The organism is Nostoc sp., assembly GCF_036919575.1.
GTDB lineage: Bacteria > Cyanobacteriota > Cyanobacteriia > Cyanobacteriales > Nostocaceae > Nostoc.
Window position 1 is genome coordinate 18,921 of record NZ_JBALBY010000032.1, and the last position, 22,233, is coordinate 41,153.

Below are 22,233 nucleotides of genomic sequence, written 5' to 3' on the forward strand. Positions count from 1 at the left end.
ATAGTCGGAAATAGGGACTTCTCTGGGTGTAAGATTATACGAAGTTGAATAGCGAGAAACAGTTGAAATAGCGCCTTATGTCAATAATTGCGCTCAGAGCGTGGTATCTCCAGGATTACGAGCCGATTCCAGAATTAGAAAAACGTCCGCCAGACATTCGCTTAAGCAAAAAAAGCCTGCTCAAATCAGCATTGCGAGCAGACTTTTTAGAAGAAAGTGACGAAGTTAAGGAATCAACTTGGTTTGGACGCTATCTGGAAGGGGAAAATATTGAATTTTATATTGAAGGTAGTGGTGGCTATTGCGTCGCTAACATTGACTTAATTAGTCATGAAATTTATTTCGTTAAGCAGGCGGTATTGGCTCAGTTAGAACCAACGATTTTTTTATCCTCTCAAACTGAGTATGCCGCAGCGACGAATGTTCTCAGAGAAGAACTGCGAAAAAGTTTAGACAGTTTAAATTTGCGATCGCGCCTTCCCCTAACATTAGTAGAATCCTCTCGTCCCAGTGGTGCTACTGTCCGAATTAACCGCACGATCATGCGAAAAATCCGTAAGAGTTTGTTATTTATAGCTGACACCACACCCATTGCTAATATTGATGGTAAAGAAACCCCTCAACTAATTCCCAGTCCGAATGTCTGTATTGAGATTGGCTATGCTATCCAAAGTAAGCGGTCTGAACAGATTCTATTAGCGCAAATGCAACGCCCAGATTTTGAAGGGCAATTTCCCTTCGACTTACCCACACAGCAAATTTTGCAATTCCAAGATACCACAGAACTGAATAAAATCCTCACAGGAACCATTGAAAACCAGCTAGCACGATTCAAATTGTTTTTTTGAAGAATGCAGAATTCTGATATCATGTCCGCTTGATTGCTTATTAAACCCGAAGAACCCCACCCCCGTCAAAGCTATGCTTTGTCTCCCCTCCCCGCAAGCGGGGAGGGGCTGGGGTGTATTGACTATGGTTAGCATAACTAATTATGCGGACATGATATGACTCCCAATACGGTTCGGCTAAGGGTGCATAGTCCTTAAAGATCCCCCTTAGTCCCCCTTAAAAAGGGGGAAATAGAGCCATTATTAGCCCCCCAATTTATCGGGGGGTTGGGGGGATCGAGTCTTATCCGAACCGTATTGATATGACTCCTGAATTCTAACTTCTAACTTCTGAATTCTGAATTCTGACTTCTGACTTCTGACTTCTGAATTCTGAATTCTGAATTCTGACTCCAGACTCCTGAATTCTTCTTCAATTAAATCGCAGAAATGGCACAAACCTGCAATCCGACAGGTGTGTAAATAATCACTGATTCTACGCCGAAGACTTGAGCGATCGCATTTGGTGTGAGAACTTGTTCAGGTGTACCAACTTCCCAAATCCGACCCTGTTTTAATAATGCAATGCGGGAACTATATCGGGCTGCTAAATTCAGTTCATGTAAAACTGTGACAATAGTTAATTTCTGCTGCTGATTCAGTTCTTTAAGCAGTTCCAATAGTTGCAATTGATAGTTGATATCTAAAAAAGTTGTAGGTTCATCTAATAGTAAAACTTTTGGTTCTTGCGCTAATGCTAAAGCTAAAAAAGCCCGTTGTCTTTCACCGCCTGAGAGTTGTTCGATTAAGCGATCGCTCAATTTTTCTAGTTGCGTCTTTTTAATTGCAGCTTCTACTTTTACCCAATCTTGGGCGTTTAATTCCCATTGCCACCAAGGTTGATGTGGCGTGCGTCCTAAACTTACTAATTGTCGCACTGTTAAGCCAACGGGAACCGTTTGTTGTTGTGGTAATAATGCTAGTTTCTGTGCAACTAGATTTGGCGGTTGAGAGTGAATTGCTTTGCCATCAAGTAGCACTGTTCCCTGCTGTGGTGAGAGAATACGACTCAGCAATTTGAGTAAAGTAGATTTACCTGAACCATTAGCACCAACTAAACTTAACCATTCTCCTGTTTGCAGAGTGAGGTTAATGTCTTGAACAATTGGTACTGAGGTGTAACCGCCTGTGAGGTTTTGCAGTTCGAGTGGCATTTGCTGAAATTTCAGTAAATCACAAAGTTTTTTTCAAGAGAGGTGGCAATTCATCGTCACGATGGTTATACGTTGTTGATTTATTTTGGCATAACCTCTATGAGCAGTGATTCTATCAGCGCTAAGGTGGAGAAGTGAGGTTATTATACAAGACATTGGTTGCGATCGCTCTGTTCCGTTTCAGTCCCCGTGAGGGGATTTGGTTAATAGAAACCCTTTTTTAATATGCGTAGATTTTTTCTTTCAATAAGTTTCAGTCCCCGTGAGGGGATTTGGTTAATAGAAACATACAAAGAATCTGTAACCAACATCCTTTTAGGGAAGTTTCAGTCCCCGTGAGGGGATTTGGTTAATAGAAACTTGGATTGTGTGCGATCGCAACTAGCTTATGCTTGTTGTTTCAGTCCCCGTGAGGGGATTTGGTTAATAGAAACAAACGTGCGCCTCTCCGTCGCACAACATAGCGAAGAGTTTCAGTCCCCGTGAGGGGATTTGGTTAATAGAAACGTAAAAGATTCTTAGTGTAATTTCCCTTCCTCCTCGTTTCAGTCCCCGTGAGGGGATTTGGTTAATAGAAACGGCAAGTTCTTGTCAAATGTTTTTATCCAAGTTTATGTTTCAGTCCCCGTGAGGGGATTTGGTTAATAGAAACACGGTTGTTGTTATTGTTCAGCTATAAGTCTCAATTTCTGTTTCAGTCCCCGTGAGGGGATTTGGTTAATAGAAACCGACGAGAGCGAGCAAGTAATCTGGCACACACTCACAGCGTCGTTTCAGTCCCCGTGAGGGGATTTGGTTAATAGAAACGTAAAGTTGACAATTCGCCGATCGGTTGGGATGCCTGTTTCAGTCCCCGTGAGGGGATTTGGTTAATAGAAACCAAAAGCATGGGGTTGAAGTTAGCAAAATCAACTCAGAGTTTCAGTCCCCGTGAGGGGATTTGGTTAATAGAAACCATGACCAGCATCACTGTGATAGCAAGAATAATTGTTTCAGTCCCCGTGAGGGGATTTGGTTAATAGAAACTTAAGGTGCGGGTCTGGGCGGCGGCGGATAAAATGTTTCAGTCCCCGTGAGGGGATTTGGTTAATAGAAACGTTAACTCAAGCTCAAGAACGTTGGGACAAAGTAGCGTTTCAGTCCCCGTGAGGGGATTTGGTTAATAGAAACTCTAACTTAATTTTCTTTGATTAAGTTTCCACTTTTAGTTTCAGTCCCCGTGAGGGGATTTGGTTAATAGAAACTTCGACATCTGTAGCCCGGAATCGTTTGCCAATCATGGAGTTTCAGTCCCCGTGAGGGGATTTGGTTAATAGAAACCCACAAGCGGATCTTCAAAGGCGCTATCAATTCGCGTTTCAGTCCCCGTGAGGGGATTTGGTTAATAGAAACATTAAAATCTGGACTTATAACAGATTTCAATACGGGTTTCAGTCCCCGTGAGGGGATTTGGTTAATAGAAACTTCAAAAATTTAAAATCAAGATTTGATCCCACAGAACGTTTCAGTCCCCGTGAGGGGATTTGGTTAATAGAAACATAATTAGTAGGCAGTGCCACCGCCGCGCCGGACTTGTTTCAGTCCCCGTGAGGGGATTTGGTTAATAGAAACTTGAGATGTTTATGCGGAGTTCCCGCGAACAGTCAGATTGTTTCAGTCCCCGTGAGGGGATTTGGTTAATAGAAACCTGCAATTTACTGATGGTAGCAAGCTGAGAGAAATCGCTTAAGTTTCAGTCCCCGTGAGGGGATTTGGTTAATAGAAACAAGTAATTGGCTTATTCTATTCCCTATGGGTTTGATGTTTCAGTCCCCGTGAGGGGATTTGGTTAATAGAAACTCTTACAGCACAAGCTGATTGGGACTTCTTTGTAGGAGTTTCAGTCCCCGTGAGGGGATTTGGTTAATAGAAACTTTAGGAATACAGTTTTCTAACTTTTGATTAGGTGTTTCAGTCCCCGTGAGGGGATTTGGTTAATAGAAACTCTGGACTGGTATCTGACCTAGAAGCCGAGGGTTTGTTTCAGTCCCCGTGAGGGGATTTGGTTAATAGAAACTTTCCTGGTATAATCTGGGATTCTTTGTGCAGGAAGTTTCAGTCCCCGTGAGGGGATTTGGTTAATAGAAACTTTCTGAGTATTCCTTGAGAATCTGATATTCCTCTTGTTTCAGTCCCCGTGAGGGGATTTGGTTAATAGAAACCATTATCTTGAAGCTATCTCCGTGGATTATTTGATGTTTCAGTCCCCGTGAGGGGATTTGGTTAATAGAAACTTTTGACAAGGGTCAATTTTACGATGTTGAGTTTATCGTTTCAGTCCCCGTGAGGGGATTTGGTTAATAGAAACCGCTCCATACTGAAACCGTTACAGAGCAAGCCTCCTGGGAATGGTTTTGGCAGATCGAAAATTTTGGTCATTTTCAGGCTGCCTTATTGCAAATATTTTGCAACTTCCCGCATTTACGAAACGCTGTAGTTATTGATTTGTCAAGGTTCTGGCGATTTTGGCAGATCCCCCAGGGTTTTAGCCCCCGCTTCGACTTGCCAAACATCAAGCTGATACACCAATCATAAAACTATTGTTTGCTTTTGTCGAGGAATTTCCGAACTGTTTTTAGCGTTGCGTATTTTTTTCTAGCTGAAGTTGACACGCATCAGCAATGCTGTGCTAGCCTACTTATTGCCGGACAACAAGCCAAATCGAATTAACCCGCGCTGATAACCGCGACGCATTAATCCCAGTGACAATGCCCCTTGAATGGTAGTCCAACCAGCATTTAGTAAGCCCCAAAACGCTTGGGGAGTGAATGCGGAATCAATCACCACATTCCAAAAGGGGGCGACGGCAGTTGACCAATCGGCGGTGCGGATATTATGTAATGGTAGTTGATGTGCGATCGCTTCATACTCCGGCAAAGAAATTACATAAGGCAAACAATACACCCGATAAATATCCTGCAAATGCTTTTGTTCATCCGCCGTCAGTGGTAACTTATCAGTTGGTCGATGACACCATGTCACCATAATTAACTTCCCACCAGGCTTCAATACTCGGTAGCACTCCTGGAGAAACTTCTTTTTATCTGGCATGTGTTCACCGCTTTCTAGCGACCAAACCAAGTCAAAAGAATTATCAGCAAAAGGCATTTCTTGAGCATTGGCGACTTGAAACTGTGTTCTCAGACTCAAATTAGCTTCCATTGCGCGTTCCGTTGCTCTAGCGGCTTGTACAGGACTCAATGTAATCCCTGTAGCCTGAGCATTAAACTTTTGTGCGAGGTATAAAGAACTGCCGCCAATGCCACAACCCACATCTAGGATATTTTCTGCTGCTTGTACCCCTGCCCAATTGAGCAGTTCTTCAATTAAATCAATTTGAGCCTGACGGCGGTCTTTTTTCTGGGTACCATCCGCGCCATAGTAGCCGTGGTGCATGTGTTCGCCCCAAATCTGTTCCCACAGACCAGAGGAAGCATCGTAAAATTGCTGAATTTGCTCGTAAAGTGTTGCACTCATGAAAAAAGTAGTATTGCGACGAAGTAGAATTCAAAAAAACATACACATATAGGCTACCATGTGTGTTTTTAATTAAAAATCAGGCTTGGTGAGAACTGCTGTAAGGTTAAAAGGGCGGTTAGAAACCGCGTCTACACGAGGCAAAACCCACCTCCGTGGGTTAAGAATCCTTGATTTTGTATTAGGGACTTCTAAATAAAAAAATACTCAACTACTTCTTGTGGGGTGGGTAATTTATTTGTTGTCAGTCCCTAACTCTGAGATTTTGAATTTTGAATTGTTATTGTTTAGGACTCGTTAAAGTAGACTTTGGTTCAACTGAGGCGGGGTTTGCGGGGGTTTCCGTAGAAGTTTCTGGTTGATTTGGGATCTGTGGCTGAGGTGGTTGTACTAGATTACTTGTAGGATTTGGAGTCTGGGGAGGAGTAGTTGTTTGACTGGCTTGAGGTTGCTGTTGCTCACTTTTCTGGGCAATTTGCTGGATTAGCTGTTCAATTTTCTCAGCTTGCTGAATGTTGCCTTGCTGACGATACTCCTTATAGGCACGTCTCAAGACTCCACTGGCTTTTTTGATCTCGCCCTGATTATATAAAGTTATTCCCAAGTTATAGTAAGCTGAGGCATTTTTAGGATTTAGGCGAATAGCTTGCCGATAAACAGAAATCGCCTCAGCAGTTTGACCTTGAATTGCTAGCAAATTTGCCATGTTGTTGTAGGCTGTGGCATTTTTAGGATCTAGCTGCAAGGCTTGGCGATAAGTAGCGATCGCCGGCTCTATTTGACCTTGTTGTTGTAAGGCGATCGCTAAGTTAAAATAAGCATTAGCATTGCTGCTATCTAGACCAATTGCTTTTTGGTATGCTGCGATCGCTTCCTCTAGCTGTCGTTGTTCATACAGCACCAAACCTAAATTATATAGCGCTGCTACCCTTGTCGGATCGATCGCCAGACTCTGGCGATAAGCAGTAATCGCTGCATCTTTTTCTCCTTGTCGCTGCAACACTGACCCTAAGTTGTAATAACCTTCACTAAAATTGGGATTAACTTTAACCGCCTCCGCATATTCTTGTAAAGCTAGATCGAGGCGATTTTGCCCCATAAATATATTACCCAGATAATTCCGTGCTGCCCCAAGGTTAGGGTCATACTGCAACGCTTGCCGAAAGGCATATTCCGCACCCTGTAAGTCTTTGCGGTTATAGCGCATGACTCCCTGCTGGAAAAAACTAGCTGCTTCGAGATTCTGAGAAATTGCGGTTTGTGCCAGCAGCTTGCTGACTGGGAAATTAGTAATTGTCGGTGCAGCCAAGACCAAAAACGTAGAACAGCCACAGAGTGTTACTTGGCAAAATAAATGTAACCACTGAGAAGATAAAGATTTTTCAGACATGAATCGCAAACCTGTACTTATTTTTAGTTCCTTATAAGTCAGAGTACCCATCACGAAAGAAAAAACTCCAAATTCCCAAATTTTAACTCCTAACTCCTGTACAGACGCGATTAATCGCGTCTCTCCCCACTCCTGTACGCGATTAATCGCGTCTCTCCCCACTTTCTGGCAAAATTAGCATGGCATCGCCGAATGAATAAAAGCGATATCCAAAAGCGATCGCTTCCTGATATATATTCAATAATCGTTGTCTGCCAATTAGCGCACTTACCAACATCAGCAAACTGGAACGCGGTAGGTGAAAATTGGTAACTAAACCATCCACCACCCGCCATTGGTAGCCGGGATAAATAAACAAGTCTGTTTTACCACAAAAAGGTTGTAAATTCCCAGATTCAGCCGCTCCTTCTAAAGCTCGTACTGCCGTTGTTCCCACAGCAATAATCCGACCGCCAGCTGCTTTAGTGGCGAGGATTTGCTCTACTGTGGTGGCGGGAACTTCAATCCATTCTTCATGCATCTGATGGGTAGTTACGTCCTCTACTTCCACAGGGCGAAAAGTCCCCACACCAACGTGTAGCGTGATAAAAGCTTGATTGATATTGCGATCGCGCAACTTTTGTAATAATTCTGGGGTAAAATGCAATCCTGCTGTCGGAGCTGCGATCGCACCTGGTTGTTTGGCATAAACTGTCTGATACTGTTCATCAGCAGCTTCTGAGGCAGTGATGTATGGTGGTAGCGGTATTTCACCAAATACCTCTAACAGTTGCACCAAAGACTTTCCCTCTGGCACATCAAATTGCAATAAACGCCCCCCAGTGGCTGCATCTGTTTCTAGAACCGTAGCCGTGAGGAGGTGAGGGGATGAAGAGGATGAGGAGGATGAGGGGCATGAGGGGGATAAGGTAAAATTTTCTCCCTCATCTCCCCTATCTCCCCCATCTCCCTCATCTCCCCCATCTCCCCCATCTCCCCCATCTCCCCCATCTCCCCTGACTTCAAAAATAATCTTCGCTCCCTGTTTGAAGCTTTTTCCTGGTTTAACTAAAGCTAACCAACAGTTATGCTGCCGTTCTTCCAAGAGCAACACCTGGATTTTAGCACCAGTGGATTTATGACCATAAAGCCGCGCGGGAATGACTTTTGTATTGTTCATAACCAACAAATCACCAGAGCGCAGCAGTGCAGGCAAATCATGGAAAATGTGGTGTAGGGGTGCTGTTTCGGTGCCTGTGGTGGGAGAATTAACCACGAGTAACCGTGAACTATCTCTAGGAACAGCTGGGTTTTGGGCAATAAGTTCTGGAGGTAGTTTGTAGTCATAGCCAGCTACCGAACAATCTAATTCAAAATCTTTTTCTTGTGGGCTAGAGGTGTCTTTCAAATTGGCTTCTACTAGTTTTTGCTTTATTTAGTATTTATACTCTCTTAAAAAAGCTGGTTTAAGCTTTCCCCTCTAAAGGAACTTTAAGGCATCTTCGCTCAGTTTTCTCCCTTGGCTATAAGATTGGTACTATTAAGTAACACGGGAAAATTAACATAAAAATTGGGTAAACCTCCCCATCTAAAAACGGGGGATTTTACCCTACCGGGAACAGGCATTGATTGACGAATATAGATATGTAGGATTGGCTTTGATCCCAAGCACCAACAAACATGGAATACTTGTACTATCTGGCAAATGCCAGTCTAACCCTGAGGGTCGTTCAACACCTCCACGCTAGACCCCAGACACCAGTTTCTTTCGTCACCGTAATTCATCAAATTGATGGCTGGGTGGTTAGGATCAAACTCAAAGGTCAAGTCACGCCCCAAGAGGATGGCGACTTTCGCGCTTTTCTAAATGAATTAGGAATTAGCTATGAGCCACCAATGAGGGTGCAAATGGCACTTTGGAGTTTGGAAGCAGGACAGTGCCCTGTAGACGTCATGCGTCGCTATCAGGTAGCGATCGTCTCTCATGGTAGCCCAGAGAGAGACGAAATCGAAGCGTTCCGGCAACAGTTTGTCCGGGGCTTAGGCTACTGTCCAGAAACTTTGGCGTGACATTATTTGGTTGTAACGCCACTAGAAAATTATTGGTCATTGGTAATCAAGATATTTTATCGATTACCGATTAACCATTATCAATTGAAGAGTCGAAAGCTGCAAGAATGTATTCTTGCAGCTTAAACTTATATCCGGCTACTGATGAAGTAGCTAAAGCTTCCTGGGTTGCTGTAACCCCACTCAGATTTTTTGATATCTGTTGACAGTAGACAATAGCAACATCAAATCGGCAAGAATAATCTGCCTTCTCAGGATACTGGGCTAAGAACATTCCAGCTGTACGCGAGATTTTTGCTTGCTTTTGTGGGGTGATTGCGCTTCTTCCCCCTGCATCCCAACTGCCTGAACTGCGGGTTTTGACTTCAACAAATGCTAGTAATGAGTGGGGAGTGGGGAGTGGGGAGTGGGGAGTGGGGTATTCTCCCCTGCTCCCTTGCTCTTTCCCAGTTCCTCCATCATATTGGGCAATAATATCGATTTCTCCCCAACGGCTAGAAAAGCGACGATGGAGAATTATCCAACCTGTAGATTGCAACCATTGGGCTACTAAGTCTTCTCCTAATTGACCACTATTTGTACAATGCATATAAACTTTAGTATAGTATTCTGGGTTATTTAATGACTTAATTCAACAGGAAAATAAGAGTTTCTAGCAGTTAACCAAAATCATATTCCCATAATCTGCTTATTCTTCCCTTCCTGGCGTGGCATTCCCAACAGTCAAAATAAAGTGATCATAATTGGGGTAAGTATCCATAAATTTGTGATGTTCGACATATATGCCACCACCGCATTCCAGAAAGTTGATGAAAGGCTCATAAGGATGAGGAAGACCATTCGCCGGGACTGCATCAAATTCCCGTAGACGACACCAAAATAAGTAATTACGTACCCCTAGCACAACATAGACACTACCACGCCTGACTGATATCCGGTCGCTGTTGTATAACTCCTCCAGCCATTGCATTAGGGGAGGCGGGAGTTCAATGTCAGGACGAATCTGGAGAGCAAGATTTTGAAAAATATGCTTCTGTTCGCTCTGCAAAAACTTTGCCCATTGTCTTACCCGCGACATAAATTCTAACATCAGTTCTGTAAGTCTTTCGTCTTTCTCCCCCATTCCCAGCGTATCCCACTGAATAGCCTGAAGTCGTGCGAAGGCAATGTTCAAATCGTCGTATGAACTTGAATTAGTATTCATAAAAATATTTTTAAAGGATTTTTGCGCTAACATCTCTGACTCAAGGATAATGAGATGGAGGAGGGTTCGCCATTGGCTAAAAATAGCATGAATTTTAAGTTAAGCGCCCGGATTTGGGCAAGCATACTCAGCCTATTCCTGTGGGGAATAATTGGCATCACCGCAACCGTCGGTTTTGCTCCCACAGCTTTGGCACTCGAATATAATAAAGAAATTTTGGTTGAGGCTGATTTCTCAGGACGTGATTTAACAGACTCCAGCTTTACCAAAGCTAATCTTCGCCAGAGCAACTTCAGCCACGCTAACTTGCAGGGTGTCAGTTTCTTTGCAGCAAATTTGGAGTCTGCGAATTTGGAGAGTTCTAACTTGAGAAATGCCACTTTAGACTCAGCTCGTTTAGTCAGAGCAAATTTGACAAATGCACTGTTGGAGGGTGCCTTTGCTGCTAACGCCAGATTTGATGGTGCAATCATTGACGGGGCAGATTTTACTGATACGCTGCTGCGTTCCGATGAGCAAAAAAAATTGTGCAAACTTGCCAAAGGAACTAATCCGATTACAGGACGAGATACGCGTGACACGTTGTTTTGTCCTTAGTATTTTCTACGTGGGCATTGGGGATTGAGCATTGGGCATTGGTTATTTCCTCTCTGCTCCTCTGCTCCCCATTTCCTGCTTATCAGAAAAATGGGTTTAAAACCCCGTTGTTCTACGACGGCTTTAGTTTAAAATAGAAGTAAGTCGCCATAGGGCATTGGGAGACTTTAAACGGACGTGGAGGGACGGTAAGACGGGAACGCCCGCACATCTCAGTGAAGCGTCAAGGAATCCTCGGATTTTAGGACGAGGAGGTATGTCAAAAAATAGTGATATATCTTTGTGCATCTTGGGCGATCGCACTGCCATTAGTCAAGAAAATAGCGATCGCTCTCACTATGCCACCTATTTTAAAAGACATGGACTTTCAAAATATCAGATTTCCAAATTTTCAATTTGGTGGGGGTCTTAGACCCGATTATTCATCCGCTTTTTCGGTCAGAATTCATTCTGAATTCTGAATTCTGACTCCTGAATTCTGTTCGATAAATAGCTGCAATACTTTTCAAAGTATGAGTGAAAGACTTGCTGATATTGCCATACCGCCTCAGTTTCCCGATCACACTCAACTACCAGAGTCTGATGGTACGTTTGTGAAAAATTTTCAAGAGCATTTTTGAGTTGATGAGGAGAGCGTAGGCGAAGCCCGCCGCAGGCATCGCGCCAAAATATGACAGATTAAGATGCTCATGACTTCATCAGAGTTGGAATTTGGTAGCAGGGGACTCTAGTCTCTAACCTTTGCATAGCCCCTCTACAGTCTCCCCAAAAAAGCTCTAAACGCTAATGATTTAGCATTTATGTGTTCTATTTAACTCAGTGTTTTGACTTTATGATAAGCAGAATTTTTCCCTTTCGCATTGGGTAAATGCGATATTAAACCTCTTGTTACCAGTCCTTTTATTGTTTTTTGGTAGTCATAATCAGACTTAAAATGACATATACTCTTGATTTTACCAACAATAATCTTTTCGTGTTTATCTAGATAATCTAAAATAATTTCTTCTGATGATGCTAGAGCTTCATGACGTATGTCTACTATGAAACTATTAGATTTCTGCTCCATTCTTGGAGGCTTTAAACCTAACATTTTCATAGCTCTAAATGCTGTATTCAATCCTTCCCCAATATCCTTATTAGGTGGAGATGGAAACTTATTGATGAGCCTAACCAAATTGCCATTTCTAGAACATCTTTCTTCAAGAATATTTTTAACAGTAATATGCCCTGGTAATGTACCTGGGCTTTCCACTTCAATACGATTATCAAATACTCTAATATGAATATCATCGGCAAAACTGTAGTCTCTATGTAAGACCGCATTAGTAATTATTTCATGAAGTGTTTCAGTAGGATAATTAATTTTTTCTAATCCACAATCATCTAATCTCGGTATTGATTCTACTATGTCTTTTGTCTTTTCAACTGCAACTTTTATTTGTCCATAAATATCACCTTCAATAGTTATTGGATCAAAAGCTAAACTCTCTCTAAAACCTTCGGTGTTTCTCGTTTTATATCTATATATTTTAATGCCACAGTTCTTTGGTATAATTGCTTGCGGGAGATCTGAAAATAATAATATTCCACATACAGTTGGTAAATCTTTACGTATCAGATTTTGTTTCCTTAACCATTTTAAAGGTTCTGATTCAACATTATTTTCTCTCAAAAAATTTAAAATTATATTCGAGTTAGTAATTTCTTCAATTTCAATATTAGAAAGTGTTTGATTTTCAAAAGACTCTATTCCTTTATCATATAATATTCTTATAATACCTTGCTCATTCTGACGTTTATTTTCTGCATTCCTTCTTAGATAAACTTCCTGATCAGAAGCGTGAATTAAGGTCTTAGTTTTAGGTATCTCAATATGCAATATCAAGTTTTTACTAGAAAATAATAAAAATTCATATGAACATCTTTGTTCTGTACGAAATAAATCATCAATAGTTCTAATAAAATCGTTGGCATCTTCTTGTTTTTTAAAACCTTCCCAAAATGGCTGCTTCTCTTGTCTTCCATTTTCTAAAATAGTCTTTTCTGCAATTCCAAGATATACCTCTCCACCATCAGCATTTGCCAATGCTGAGATTGTCTGTGTTAGTTTAGCTGGTTTGATCTCAATTGCTTTTAAATCTAAAAAATGGTTCTCTTTAAATTCTAATATTTTTACATATTCTTTGTACATTACATTTCTAGTTTTAATTGACATTCTTATCTCCTCATAAATCATCATTTAAGTACAGTAAGTACTACCTACCGTAATCTTATGATGCCCAAATGAATATCAAAACTACCATTTGGGAAAGTTTAAGACAGAATCAGTTTTGTCAACAGTAATTACGCTACAGTTCAGCGCAATAATTAAGTATAAAATCTAGCTTGGTATTGAATCGTAAGGGTTAAGAATGAATGATGCTTTGAAATATGAACGGTAGGCGTAGCCCGCCGTAGGCATCGCTAGCTTAAAAGTTTTCCGTCATGTAGAGCAACTCACCATAGCTAATGATGCTAATCCCAAAAGGATCTTGAGCATAGCTTTGAGCAGTTGCGACAACTTGAGGATTGTTGTTAATGAGATAACTACAGTGATTCGTATCCAGCAAATACATAAATTATTGGCTTAAAACTTCGCTTTTGAGCGGGTTGCATCAAGAAATGCTAGGCACTCCTCTAGGTCGTCTCCATGCCAAGTACCAGCAAATTTGAGCAAATCTTCACCTGTAGAACCTCGTCGGATCACAGATTGAGAGCGATCGCCACGTTGTTTGATTTCAGCGATCTTAGCAGCAAAATCTTCAGGTGGTTGTGCTAGGGTTTCATCCTCCAGAGGATAATTGGGCGGAGTGTGTGCTTGCTCTAAAGATGCCAGAATCGAAGCTCCAGTGGAAGGTGATTTGGTCATTTTTGATTGAGATAGAACTGTTTTCTGAAAACCAAGAAATGCTAGATATTGCTCAACCTGAGTCAGTTGGTCATCTGGAAGTTGAGCAATCTGTTGTTGAAGTTGACGGCGGCGGTCAAGGATAGTCATCAGACACCTCGCGGGAACAACTGAACCTTCATTTTACTCGATTGATACAGTAGCAATGGTTTTGACGATCGCACTATAAAAGTCAAAAAGCTTGAACAAAGACCGATCGCACTCCACCAAATACAATGAGGAACTAGTGTTATACCTCCAAATTTATCGAACACTCCTAAACCACTCAGTAATCCCCTGAGCGATCGCATTTGCCATTTTCTTCTGTTCTTCTGGGTTCACTACCTGCTCAAATTCATCGGGATTACTCATAAAACCCAATTCCAGCAACACCGATGGCGCAGCTGTCGGACGTGTCAGCGCTAGGTTATCCCAAAACACACCATAAGAAGGTCTGCCGAGTTTTTTGACTACATAGTTCTGTAAAAATATTGCCAAGCTGTGGGCTTGGGGATGATACCAAAACGTGCCGAATCCCTTGGTTTTTTCAGCATCGCCATTATCGGGTAGAGAGTTGTGATGTATGGAAAGTGCGATCGCTGGTTCTTCTTTACTAATAATTGCCTGACGTTCTACTAGGGAAACTTCGCGATCGTCCTCCCGCGTCATCACCACCGTTGCTCCTCGCTTCACCAATTCGTCGCGCAGCAACTTAGATATCACCAAATTCACATCTTTTTCTAAATATCCAGTTGGGCCACTGGCACCAGTTTCTTTACCGCCATGCCCTGGATCTAGTACAATCTTGAAATTAGCTAAAGGCTTGCGTCTTGTGTTCCCGATTTGAGGCGGATGACGCAAAGCCAAAACCAGGGTTGTACCGTCGTATCTTAGCTTATATCCCCACTGTTGAGCTTTTTTGAGGTTAAAGGTGTATTTTACTTGTCCTGGAGCTTCCTGTTGCCAATCTAGGCGAGAAATTAGGGGGTCATCATCCAGGCGAATAATGTCGGTTTGGGCAGTGGTATTGTAGAGAGTAAGAGCGATCGCTTGCTGACTTTGTTGTACGCTCACAGGTACAGGAACTTGTAAGGGGAAAACTATCTCTGTCGCACCAGGGAGTGGACGGTATCCGACACTGCGAATTATTGTCTGTGGTTGAATTGCACCAGGTAAAATGCGCGTTTCTTTACTATTAATCCAAGCGCCATAGTCTAGGCGCAACCATTCACCTTCCCTACCTGTAACTGTTGCGCGTGTGCCTTTGGGCAGTGGTGTGAGTCGAGAATAATCGGTGTTCGGGCCAGTGCGAGCAACGCCTGCATCTGCCGTGATCTCAGCAATTGGCAACTCTGCTCTTGAGAGGATTTGAATCTTACCAGATCCTAGCTGAGTTATCGTCTTGCCATTGAGCGTCAGTTGAAACTGAGGTTGTCCCAGATCGGCGGCTGTTGCCACCGTGGTGCAACCTTGATAATTGCCTACGCTAGACTGGGCATAAGGCTGATTTTGCCCTGTCAAAACTGCCAAATTACTTGGTAGTTGTGCCTGTTGAGGTTGGGGTGAAAGGGCAATAGTTTGATTAGCCAACTTCACAGAGACATTAGCGTTAGGGGGTGCGACCCCTTGAGGAAGTTTTGCTAACGCGCTAAAACAGATTAGTTCCCCCGGTAGTCTGGCAATATCAGCTGCGGGAGTCAGAGAATCTTTAGCAAAGCCTAAACCTTGTGGTAGCTCAGGACTAGTGGTAAGCCTTGTCACTTTAATCTGGAGTTCTTGATTGTCGTGACGCACAGTAAAAAGATTCTCCCCCAACTGCAAGGGGAAACTAGGGGAAAAATGACCAGCTTTGCTGCGGGTAACTGGCTTACTATTGATCAAAACCTGACCATCTGGTGGTGCAGTACCCAGAAAGAAGATTTTTTCGGCACTCGTCTGATAGTTTGTCTGGGGAAAAACGACTATAAGAGATGGCTCTGCCAATGCTACTGAGGAGGTGAGAATACAGCCTAATATTACTAATCCTAAGAGGTTTTTCACAGCAAATCACAGAAGATGACACCACAATAACTGTGGCACAATGACGGGATGTATTTTTAGAAGTTGTTAGAAATTCAAACTCTTATGACTAAGTTTATCTTTGTAACTGGAGGCGTAGTTTCCAGTATTGGTAAGGGCATTGTAGCAGCAAGTCTAGGGCGTTTGCTCAAGTCGCGCGAATATTCGGTGTCGATTCTGAAACTCGACCCTTATATCAATATCGATCCTGGCACAATGAGTCCCTTTCAGCATGGGGAAGTATTCGTTACCCAGGATGGTGCGGAGACAGATTTGGACTTAGGGCATTACGAACGCTTTACCGATACCTCAATGTCGCGCTTGAACTGTGTTACTACTGGCTCGATTTACCAGGCAGTGATCAATAAAGAGCGACGCGGAGACTACAATGGCGGTACTGTACAGGTTATTCCTCATATTACCAATGAAATAAAAGATCGGATTCTGCGAGTTGCTAAAAGTACAAACCCCTCTGTAGTGATTACAGAAATCGGCGGGACGGTGGGAGATATTGAATCACTGCCGTTTTTGGAAGCAATTCGCCAGTTCCGCAAAGAGGTAGGACGGCAAAATGTGCTGTATATGCACGTAACCTTAGTACCGTGGATTGCCTCTGCGGGTGAGATGAAAACTAAACCGACGCAGCATTCAGTTAAAGAACTGAGATCCATTGGCATTCAACCAGATATTTTAGTTTGTCGCAGCGATCGCCCCTTACCCAAGGGATTAAAACAAAAATTGTCGGGATTTTGCGATGTACCCGAAGAATGTGTGATCACTTCCCAAGATGCCAAAAGTATCTATGAAGTGCCGCTAAATCTGGAATGGGAAGGAATGGCAGAACAAGTGCTGAACTTGCTGCAAATGGAACAACGCAAACCAGATTTGACACAGTGGCAAACCCTGGTAAAACGGTTACATAGTCCCAAGCACGAGGTAGAAATTGCCATTGTCGGCAAATATGTGCAGTTAAGTGATGCCTACCTATCTGTAGTGGAAGCGCTGAACCATGCTGCAATCTCGACTTATGGCAAACTGCGCCTGCGTTGGGTGAACTCAGAAGATTTGGAAACTGAACCAGCCGAAACTCATCTTAAAGGTGTCGATGGCGTAGTTGTGCCAGGAGGTTTCGGTGTTCGGGGGGTGGATGGTAAAATTGCTGCGATTAAATATGCGCGCGATCGCCAAATTCCCTTTTTGGGTTTATGCCTGGGAATGCAATGTTCTGTGATTGAGTGGGCTAGGCACGTAGGGGGATTAACAGATGCTAATAGTGCTGAATTTGACCCCTATACAACCGATCCGGTAATTAATTTATTGCCAGGACAGCAAGAAGTAGTTGATTTAGGGGGTACAATGCGCTTGGGGCTATATCCTTGTCGTGTCATACCTGATACTCTAGCTTTCAAGCTTTATCAAGAAGATGTAATTTATGAACGACATCGACATCGATATGAGTTCAACAATGATTACCGCGAGTTGTTATTGAAGTCTGGCTATGCGATCAGTGGCACTTCTCCCGATGGACGCTTAGTTGAAATTGTGGAATTACCCAAGCACCCATTCTTTCTTGCTTGCCAATTTCATCCAGAATTCCAATCGCGCCCCAGTACCCCTCATCCCTTATTTAAAGGCTTTATTCAAGCAGCGATCGCTCTTTCTATCTCAACATCTGATCAACCAACACCATTGGAGGTGTCTTGAAGAAGAATGCAGAATCCAGAATTCAGAATTCACCAATCTTTCAGTCGGGGATTGGGACCCGCCACTACGAAAGTTGACCACCAAATCTATGATTTGGTGGGGGTCTAAAAAGAGGTTATTCATCCGCCAGTCATACAGAATTCATTCTGAATTCTGAATTCTGACTCCTGACTCCTGAATTCTGTTCGATAAAAATTCATAATAGATAATTAATTGCAACATTAACTTAAGGCTTCAGCAAATTTGGACATCCAGGGTGCATCATTCGTAAATTTCGGACTTGAGGAGATGTTGTGGCGTACTGGGTGAGAATCCTTTACGAGAGGAGAGAATATGTAGTGAATTTTGAGCGTGTCCATGCCTTTTGTTATGAACTGAATGGCAGGGTTACTTTTTGGTTGCCCGATAGTGCCATTCCCATAGTGATTAACCCGCAAACTAACTTGGAAGATTATCAAAAGATTCTCGATTATTTAGAATGTGTGACGGGGTTGAAATTAGATCACGCCCACTGGGTGAAAATTATTTACGAAAAAAATGAATATGTAATTAATCTCAACTGCATCAGTTCCTTTTGTCATGAACCGAACGGCAGGATAACTTTTTGGTTGCCAGATGGGACTATCCCCATCATTATCAACCCTGTGAGTAATCCTGAATCATATCAAAAAGTCGTGCAATACGTTAAGAAAGCAACTGGATATTCTTTGTCTTAGGAATTAGGACAATATTATTGTACGTATGAATCTAAGTGTCAATGCTGCATAGTATTAAGCGCTAGTAATTTCTGTATCAAATTTATCAACCTCATCCCTGTTGCGGGATCAAGTTGCTAGATCCCGGATTTCTCACCACATTTCTCAAAGCCTTATAAAACAGAATTCAGAATTCAGAATTCAGAAGTAAAACAGGGTTTATACCTGGCTTTTTGACGAATGGTTGTGTACTTCACTTTCCTTGAAATCTGCTGTAGGTTCCTCAAAAGTCTTCCTTAATGAAAATAGTTGGGTTAAGCAATAGCGAAACCCAACTTATAATTCTTCCTCATCTTTATCTTTTTTTTCCAGGAGGTGAATTGCGCTGAGTGAGGTTATCAATTTGTAATTGTTGCCGTCCGTTAGTGATAATTCGCAACATATCTTTGAGATCCTGCTCGATATTTCCCAAAACGCCATCGGCATATTCATCAGCACCATCTTCAATTTCTTGAGCGTGTGCGATCGCAGTTTGTCGCATTTGCTCTAACTCTTGCTGACAAGCATATCGCTTGCGCTCAATCTCGGCGAGGGTTTCTTGCATTATCGCCTCACACTCTTGCTGCGCTTGTCGCCGCAGTTGTTCAGCTTCTTGTTCTGCCTGTTGAATAATATCGCTTTCAGCTAAAATTTGCGCTCTTTTTGCTTGCGCGGCCTCAACAACCTGCTGGCCATACTCTTCCGCTTCCAGCAGAATTTCATCCTTTTGTTCCAGAATCACTGCTGCTTCTTGAAAAAGTGATGGTAAAGCCAGCCGGATGTAATCAAGCTGATCGAGTAACTTTTCTTCATCTATGAGTGTGCGTCCCGTCAGTGGAATTCTGAGACTAGAGAGAACCATTTCCTCTAGACGGTTGAGTTCCTGCTGAATATCTATGCTTCCCTCTCCACCGAGATATTCTTGAGGGGGGGGATTGCTTCCGTTGAGATTGGGTTCAACATTGGAGAGTTGTGATTGTAGCATTGGTATATTTCTAGAGCAATGTGTGGGGGAACAAGATGATCGATAGAACCACCAAACCTTGCAATCTCTTTTACCACACTACTACTTAAAAAACTATACTCATTTGAGGTTGCGAGAAAAACTGTTTCTATTTGGGTAGAAAGAGTTTTATTAGTGTGAGCCATTTGCAGTTCCACTTCAAAATCTGACACAGCCCGTAAACCCCGTAGCAAAACTTGTGCTTTTCGCATTTGGGCATAGTTGACGGTAAGACCATCAAAGCTGTCTACATCTACATTCGGTAGATGTTGTGTAGAATGACGGATCTGATCTAGGCGTTGCTGCACACTAAAAAGTGGCATTTTGTTAGGGTTCCGCAGTACAGCGACAATCACCTGCTCAAACAGCCGACTAGCGCGCCCGATGAGGTCAAGATGTCCCAAGGTTATGGGGTCGAAGCTACCAGGATAAATAGCAATCACAATTTTAGATAGATCAAAGTCGTTTAGGTGATTATATCGAAACAGTTTTGTGTAACTTACTCAAATCTACCATCTTGCGCTCTGGGTAAAAATGTTAAAATCTCGTTTCCAGCAAGAAGCTGGAAATGCAGTTCCTAGTGGCTCTGCCACCAGTCTTGAGGCGGAGCCTCAATGAGGGGCATTCCCAGTCTCCGACTGGGAACGAGATAATGAGATAATCTGCTAAAAGGTGGTTCTAGGCTGGCTTTCACCTTAAGTTGACACGGATGAGCATTGCTGTGCCATTAGAACAGATGTGGTTCAAATAAATGAAAACTGCTGTAAACTCAATTGTTCTAGACTCCTAAATATGGATGCTGGATTTTTACCTGCGTCTTCACAATTCCATTGTGATAGATTCAAGCGTAACTCCCCAGTATTCGAGACACAAGAAAGTGCGTACTTAGCAAAGTGCGCGGGTAGTTAACGAACTTTTTTAGGTAATTTCTCATGGCACTGGATTTTTCCGCCTTGCCCTTGGCGTTTCAATTTACTTCTCCAGGACCGATTCTGGTGAAAATAGGGCCATTAACTATCCGTTGGTATGGCTTATTGATTGCCACAGCAGTATTAATTGGCGTCATCCTTTCCCAGCATTTGGCAAAACGCCGTAATGTCAATCCTGAGTTGCTAGGCGATTTGTTTTTTTGGTTGTTGATTGGGGCAATTCCTGGCGCACGGCTATATTACGTTTTCTTTGAGTGGTCAAAATATGCCCAAACTCCAGGAAAAATCTTTGCTATCTGGGAAGGAGGTATTGCGATTCACGGAGCAATTCTTGGTGGCGTTTTGGCTGCGTTAATCTTTGCCAAAATCAAGCAGGTTTCTTTCTGGCAACTAGCAGATTTAGTAGCGCCTTCGCTGATTTTAGGGCAAGCGATCGGACGTTGGGGCAATTTCTTTAATTCTGAGGCTTTTGGCAATCCTACTAATTTACCTTGGAAGCTGTATATTCCACCAGACCATCGTCCTCTAGAATATGCTAGTTTCGATTATTTTCATCCCACCTTCCTCTACGAATCTCTATGGGATTTAATGGTGTTTACGCTACTAATAACGTTGTTTTTCCGGTCTTTATCCGGTAAGCCACGCCTGAGGGTAGGCACGCTCTTTCTAGTTTACTGGCCAGCTTACAGCTTAGGACGCTTGTGGATTGAAGGCTTTCGCACTGATAGCTTGATGCTAGGGTTTTTACGGATGGCACAAGTAGTCAGTAGTCTAGGAATTTTATTGGGATTAGTTGGGTTGGCTTGGCTTTACTTACTTAAACGCCCTTTACCCGATGTAGTTCCTACTCCTAAGCTAAATGGGGAGAGTGGGAGATGAGGGGAGTAAGAATTTTGGATTTTAGATTTTAGATTTTAGATTGAAATTTAATCCAAAATCTAAAATCCAAAATCCAAAATTGAATTGCCCAATGACTAAAAATAAAAAATGCCCCAGAATATTCTCTAGGGCTTAACCAGGGTGCATCTACCATTACTCTCTACTAGGAGAAGAGGGTGAATCCGGAAAGATACTGAGAAAATGCCCAAAAAATTTTTTTGAGGGATTGCCGTGTGTGCTTTTAAGAGTGAATATACAGAAGACTTAAGCTATAAAAAAACATTATATGCTGTAGAACCATCTGTGTATATTGTGGGGGCAGGCCCTGGAGATCCTGATTTATTAACGGTGAAGGCGCAGAAACTACTGGCTGCTGCTGATGTGATTTTATTTGCTGATTCTTTAGTACCCGAACAGATTTTAGAACTTTGCCGAGAAGATGCGGAGATAATTAGAACTGCAAATCAGACTTTAGAAGAGATTTTACCGATTATGATCGATAGGGTGCGATCGCAACACAAATCTCTAGTCCGTCTCCATTCTGGCGACCCCAGCCTCTACAGCGCCATCCACGAGCAAATGCACCTCCTCGCCGAGGCAAATATCCCTTTTGAAGTCATACCAGGTATCAGCGCCTTTCAAGCTGCTGCTGCTAAACTCAAAGTCGAACTGACTGTCCCTGGTTTAGTCCAAACCATCATTCTGACACGCATCAGTGGACGTACAGAAGTCCCCGCTACTGAAGAATTAGCCTCTCTTGCAGCACATCAGGCTAGCCTTTGCCTATATCTCAGTGCGCGTCACGTCGAAAATGCTCAAGCTAAACTACTCGAACATTACCCAGCCGAAACCCCCATTGCAATTTGCTTTCGCATCGGCTGGCCTGATGAAAAAATCAGGGTTGTTCCCCTTAATCAAATGGCAGACTGCACTCATCAAGAAAACCTAATTCGCACTACACTTTATATAATCAGTCCAGCACTCTCGACAGCAAAAGGGCGATCGCGTTTATATCATCCCGAACATAATCATTTATTTCGCTCTTGACATCCTCCCCGCCATAAACGGTCGGGGATTCCTAAGACTCACGACTTAGGTTTCTGTTTCATAGCAACCGCCTCCACCCCCTAAGAGGATTTGGTCTTATGTTCGCTCCACAGACTTTACGACTGCGTGTCCCGCAGCAACTTGAAAACAAACGAA

Annotated in this window: 19 protein-coding genes, 1 pseudogene and 1 CRISPR repeat array; of the genes and pseudogenes, 8 read left to right on the plus strand and 12 right to left on the minus strand. The window is 42.8% G+C overall.

Going from position 1 to position 22,233, the window contains the following annotated elements:
• Positions 1-77 precede the first annotated feature (77 nt).
• Positions 78-848, plus strand: a complete 771-nt coding sequence (locus V7K27_RS10430; RefSeq protein WP_334946813.1) for a hypothetical protein — start codon at positions 78-80, stop codon at positions 846-848.
• Between the two features lie 416 nt (positions 849-1,264).
• Here the strand turns inward: V7K27_RS10430 and V7K27_RS10435 are convergent, their stop codons facing one another.
• From V7K27_RS10435 to queA, 4 genes are all read right to left on the minus strand, one after another.
• Entirely contained in the window at positions 1,265-2,041 is a 777-nt protein-coding gene (locus V7K27_RS10435) for an ABC transporter ATP-binding protein (RefSeq protein WP_334946815.1), read from the minus strand.
• 177 nt (positions 2,042-2,218) lie between these two features.
• Positions 2,219-4,388: direct repeats of the CRISPR family, unit length 37 nt; unit sequence GTTTCAGTCCCCGTGAGGGGATTTGGTTAATAGAAAC.
• Positions 4,389-4,714: 326 nt separating this feature from the next.
• Positions 4,715-5,557, minus strand: coding sequence for a methyltransferase domain-containing protein (locus V7K27_RS10440; protein ID WP_334946817.1), 843 nt, complete (start codon positions 5,555-5,557; stop codon positions 4,715-4,717).
• 280 nt (positions 5,558-5,837) lie between these two features.
• A complete protein-coding gene (locus V7K27_RS10445) occupies positions 5,838-6,947 on the minus strand; it encodes a tetratricopeptide repeat protein (protein ID WP_442947607.1) in 1,110 nt (369 codons plus the stop codon).
• A 142-nt stretch (positions 6,948-7,089) separates the two neighbouring features.
• Complete coding sequence (gene queA, locus V7K27_RS10450) at positions 7,090-8,334, minus strand: tRNA preQ1(34) S-adenosylmethionine ribosyltransferase-isomerase QueA (RefSeq protein ID WP_442947605.1); 1,245 nt, start codon at positions 8,332-8,334, stop codon at positions 7,090-7,092.
• A gap of 272 nt (positions 8,335-8,606) precedes the next feature.
• Here queA and V7K27_RS10455 point away from each other — a divergent pair, with 272 nt between their 5' ends.
• Complete coding sequence (locus V7K27_RS10455; protein WP_334946821.1) at positions 8,607-8,996, plus strand: hypothetical protein; 390 nt, start codon at positions 8,607-8,609, stop codon at positions 8,994-8,996.
• 70 nt (positions 8,997-9,066) lie between these two features.
• Here V7K27_RS10455 and V7K27_RS10460 read toward each other — a convergent pair whose 3' ends face one another.
• Positions 9,067-9,585 carry a YraN family protein gene (locus V7K27_RS10460; protein WP_334946823.1) on the minus strand — a complete coding sequence of 173 codons (519 nt, stop codon included), beginning with the start codon at positions 9,583-9,585 and terminating at the stop codon, positions 9,067-9,069.
• 99 nt (positions 9,586-9,684) lie between these two features.
• Positions 9,685-10,200, minus strand: a complete 516-nt coding sequence (locus tag V7K27_RS10465; RefSeq protein ID WP_334946825.1) for a hypothetical protein — start codon at positions 10,198-10,200, stop codon at positions 9,685-9,687.
• 87 nt (positions 10,201-10,287) lie between these two features.
• Here V7K27_RS10465 and V7K27_RS10470 point away from each other — a divergent pair, with 87 nt between their 5' ends.
• Positions 10,288-10,797: a pentapeptide repeat-containing protein gene (locus tag V7K27_RS10470; RefSeq protein ID WP_334946883.1), complete on the plus strand. Its 510-nt coding sequence runs from the start codon at positions 10,288-10,290 to the stop codon at positions 10,795-10,797.
• 512 nt (positions 10,798-11,309) lie between these two features.
• Positions 11,310-11,411 (plus strand): annotated as a pseudogene (locus V7K27_RS10475) (Uma2 family endonuclease); the annotation flags it as partial.
• A 197-nt stretch (positions 11,412-11,608) separates the two neighbouring features.
• Here the strand turns inward: V7K27_RS10475 and V7K27_RS10480 are convergent.
• The 4 genes from V7K27_RS10480 to V7K27_RS10495 all read right to left on the minus strand — a co-directional run bounded on the left by V7K27_RS10480 (position 11,609) and on the right by V7K27_RS10495 (position 15,763).
• On the minus strand, positions 11,609-13,012 hold the full coding sequence (locus tag V7K27_RS10480; protein ID WP_334946827.1) for an ATP-binding protein: 1,404 nt from the start codon (positions 13,010-13,012) through the stop codon (positions 11,609-11,611).
• A gap of 253 nt (positions 13,013-13,265) precedes the next feature.
• Complete coding sequence (locus V7K27_RS10485) at positions 13,266-13,412, minus strand: type II toxin-antitoxin system VapC family toxin (protein WP_334946829.1); 147 nt, start codon at positions 13,410-13,412, stop codon at positions 13,266-13,268.
• Positions 13,413-13,423: 11 nt separating this feature from the next.
• Positions 13,424-13,834 (minus strand): hypothetical protein, encoded by a 411-nt coding sequence (locus V7K27_RS10490; protein WP_334946831.1) that lies wholly within the window; start codon positions 13,832-13,834, stop codon positions 13,424-13,426.
• A gap of 153 nt (positions 13,835-13,987) precedes the next feature.
• Positions 13,988-15,763, minus strand: a complete 1,776-nt coding sequence (locus V7K27_RS10495; RefSeq protein WP_334946833.1) for an N-acetylmuramoyl-L-alanine amidase — start codon at positions 15,761-15,763, stop codon at positions 13,988-13,990.
• A gap of 84 nt (positions 15,764-15,847) precedes the next feature.
• On the opposite strand from V7K27_RS10495, the gene V7K27_RS10500 reads away from it, so the two are divergent.
• Together V7K27_RS10500 and V7K27_RS10505 are read left to right on the plus strand one after the other, a co-directional pair.
• Positions 15,848-17,485 carry a CTP synthase gene (locus V7K27_RS10500; protein ID WP_334946835.1) on the plus strand — a complete coding sequence of 546 codons (1,638 nt, stop codon included), beginning with the start codon at positions 15,848-15,850 and terminating at the stop codon, positions 17,483-17,485.
• 293 nt (positions 17,486-17,778) lie between these two features.
• Complete coding sequence (locus tag V7K27_RS10505; protein WP_334946837.1) at positions 17,779-18,201, plus strand: hypothetical protein; 423 nt, start codon at positions 17,779-17,781, stop codon at positions 18,199-18,201.
• A gap of 334 nt (positions 18,202-18,535) precedes the next feature.
• Here V7K27_RS10505 and V7K27_RS10510 read toward each other — a convergent pair whose 3' ends face one another.
• Together V7K27_RS10510 and coaD are read right to left on the minus strand one after the other, a co-directional pair.
• The gene (locus V7K27_RS10510) at positions 18,536-19,204 is read right to left on the minus strand and encodes a DivIVA domain-containing protein (RefSeq protein WP_334946839.1); all 669 of its coding nucleotides are present in this window, start codon (positions 19,202-19,204) and stop codon (positions 18,536-18,538) included.
• On the minus strand, positions 19,114-19,665 hold the full coding sequence (coaD, locus tag V7K27_RS10515) for a pantetheine-phosphate adenylyltransferase (RefSeq protein ID WP_334946841.1): 552 nt from the start codon (positions 19,663-19,665) through the stop codon (positions 19,114-19,116). The genes V7K27_RS10510 and coaD overlap by 91 nt, the downstream gene beginning before the upstream one ends.
• Before the next feature lie 489 nt (positions 19,666-20,154).
• Between coaD and lgt the strand changes: the two genes are divergently transcribed.
• Positions 20,155-21,030, plus strand: coding sequence for a prolipoprotein diacylglyceryl transferase (lgt, locus tag V7K27_RS10520; protein ID WP_334946843.1), 876 nt, complete (start codon positions 20,155-20,157; stop codon positions 21,028-21,030).
• A gap of 231 nt (positions 21,031-21,261) precedes the next feature.
• On the plus strand, positions 21,262-22,077 hold the full coding sequence (cobM, locus tag V7K27_RS10525) for a precorrin-4 C(11)-methyltransferase (RefSeq protein ID WP_334946845.1): 816 nt from the start codon (positions 21,262-21,264) through the stop codon (positions 22,075-22,077).
• Positions 22,078-22,233: the final 156 nt, after the last annotated feature.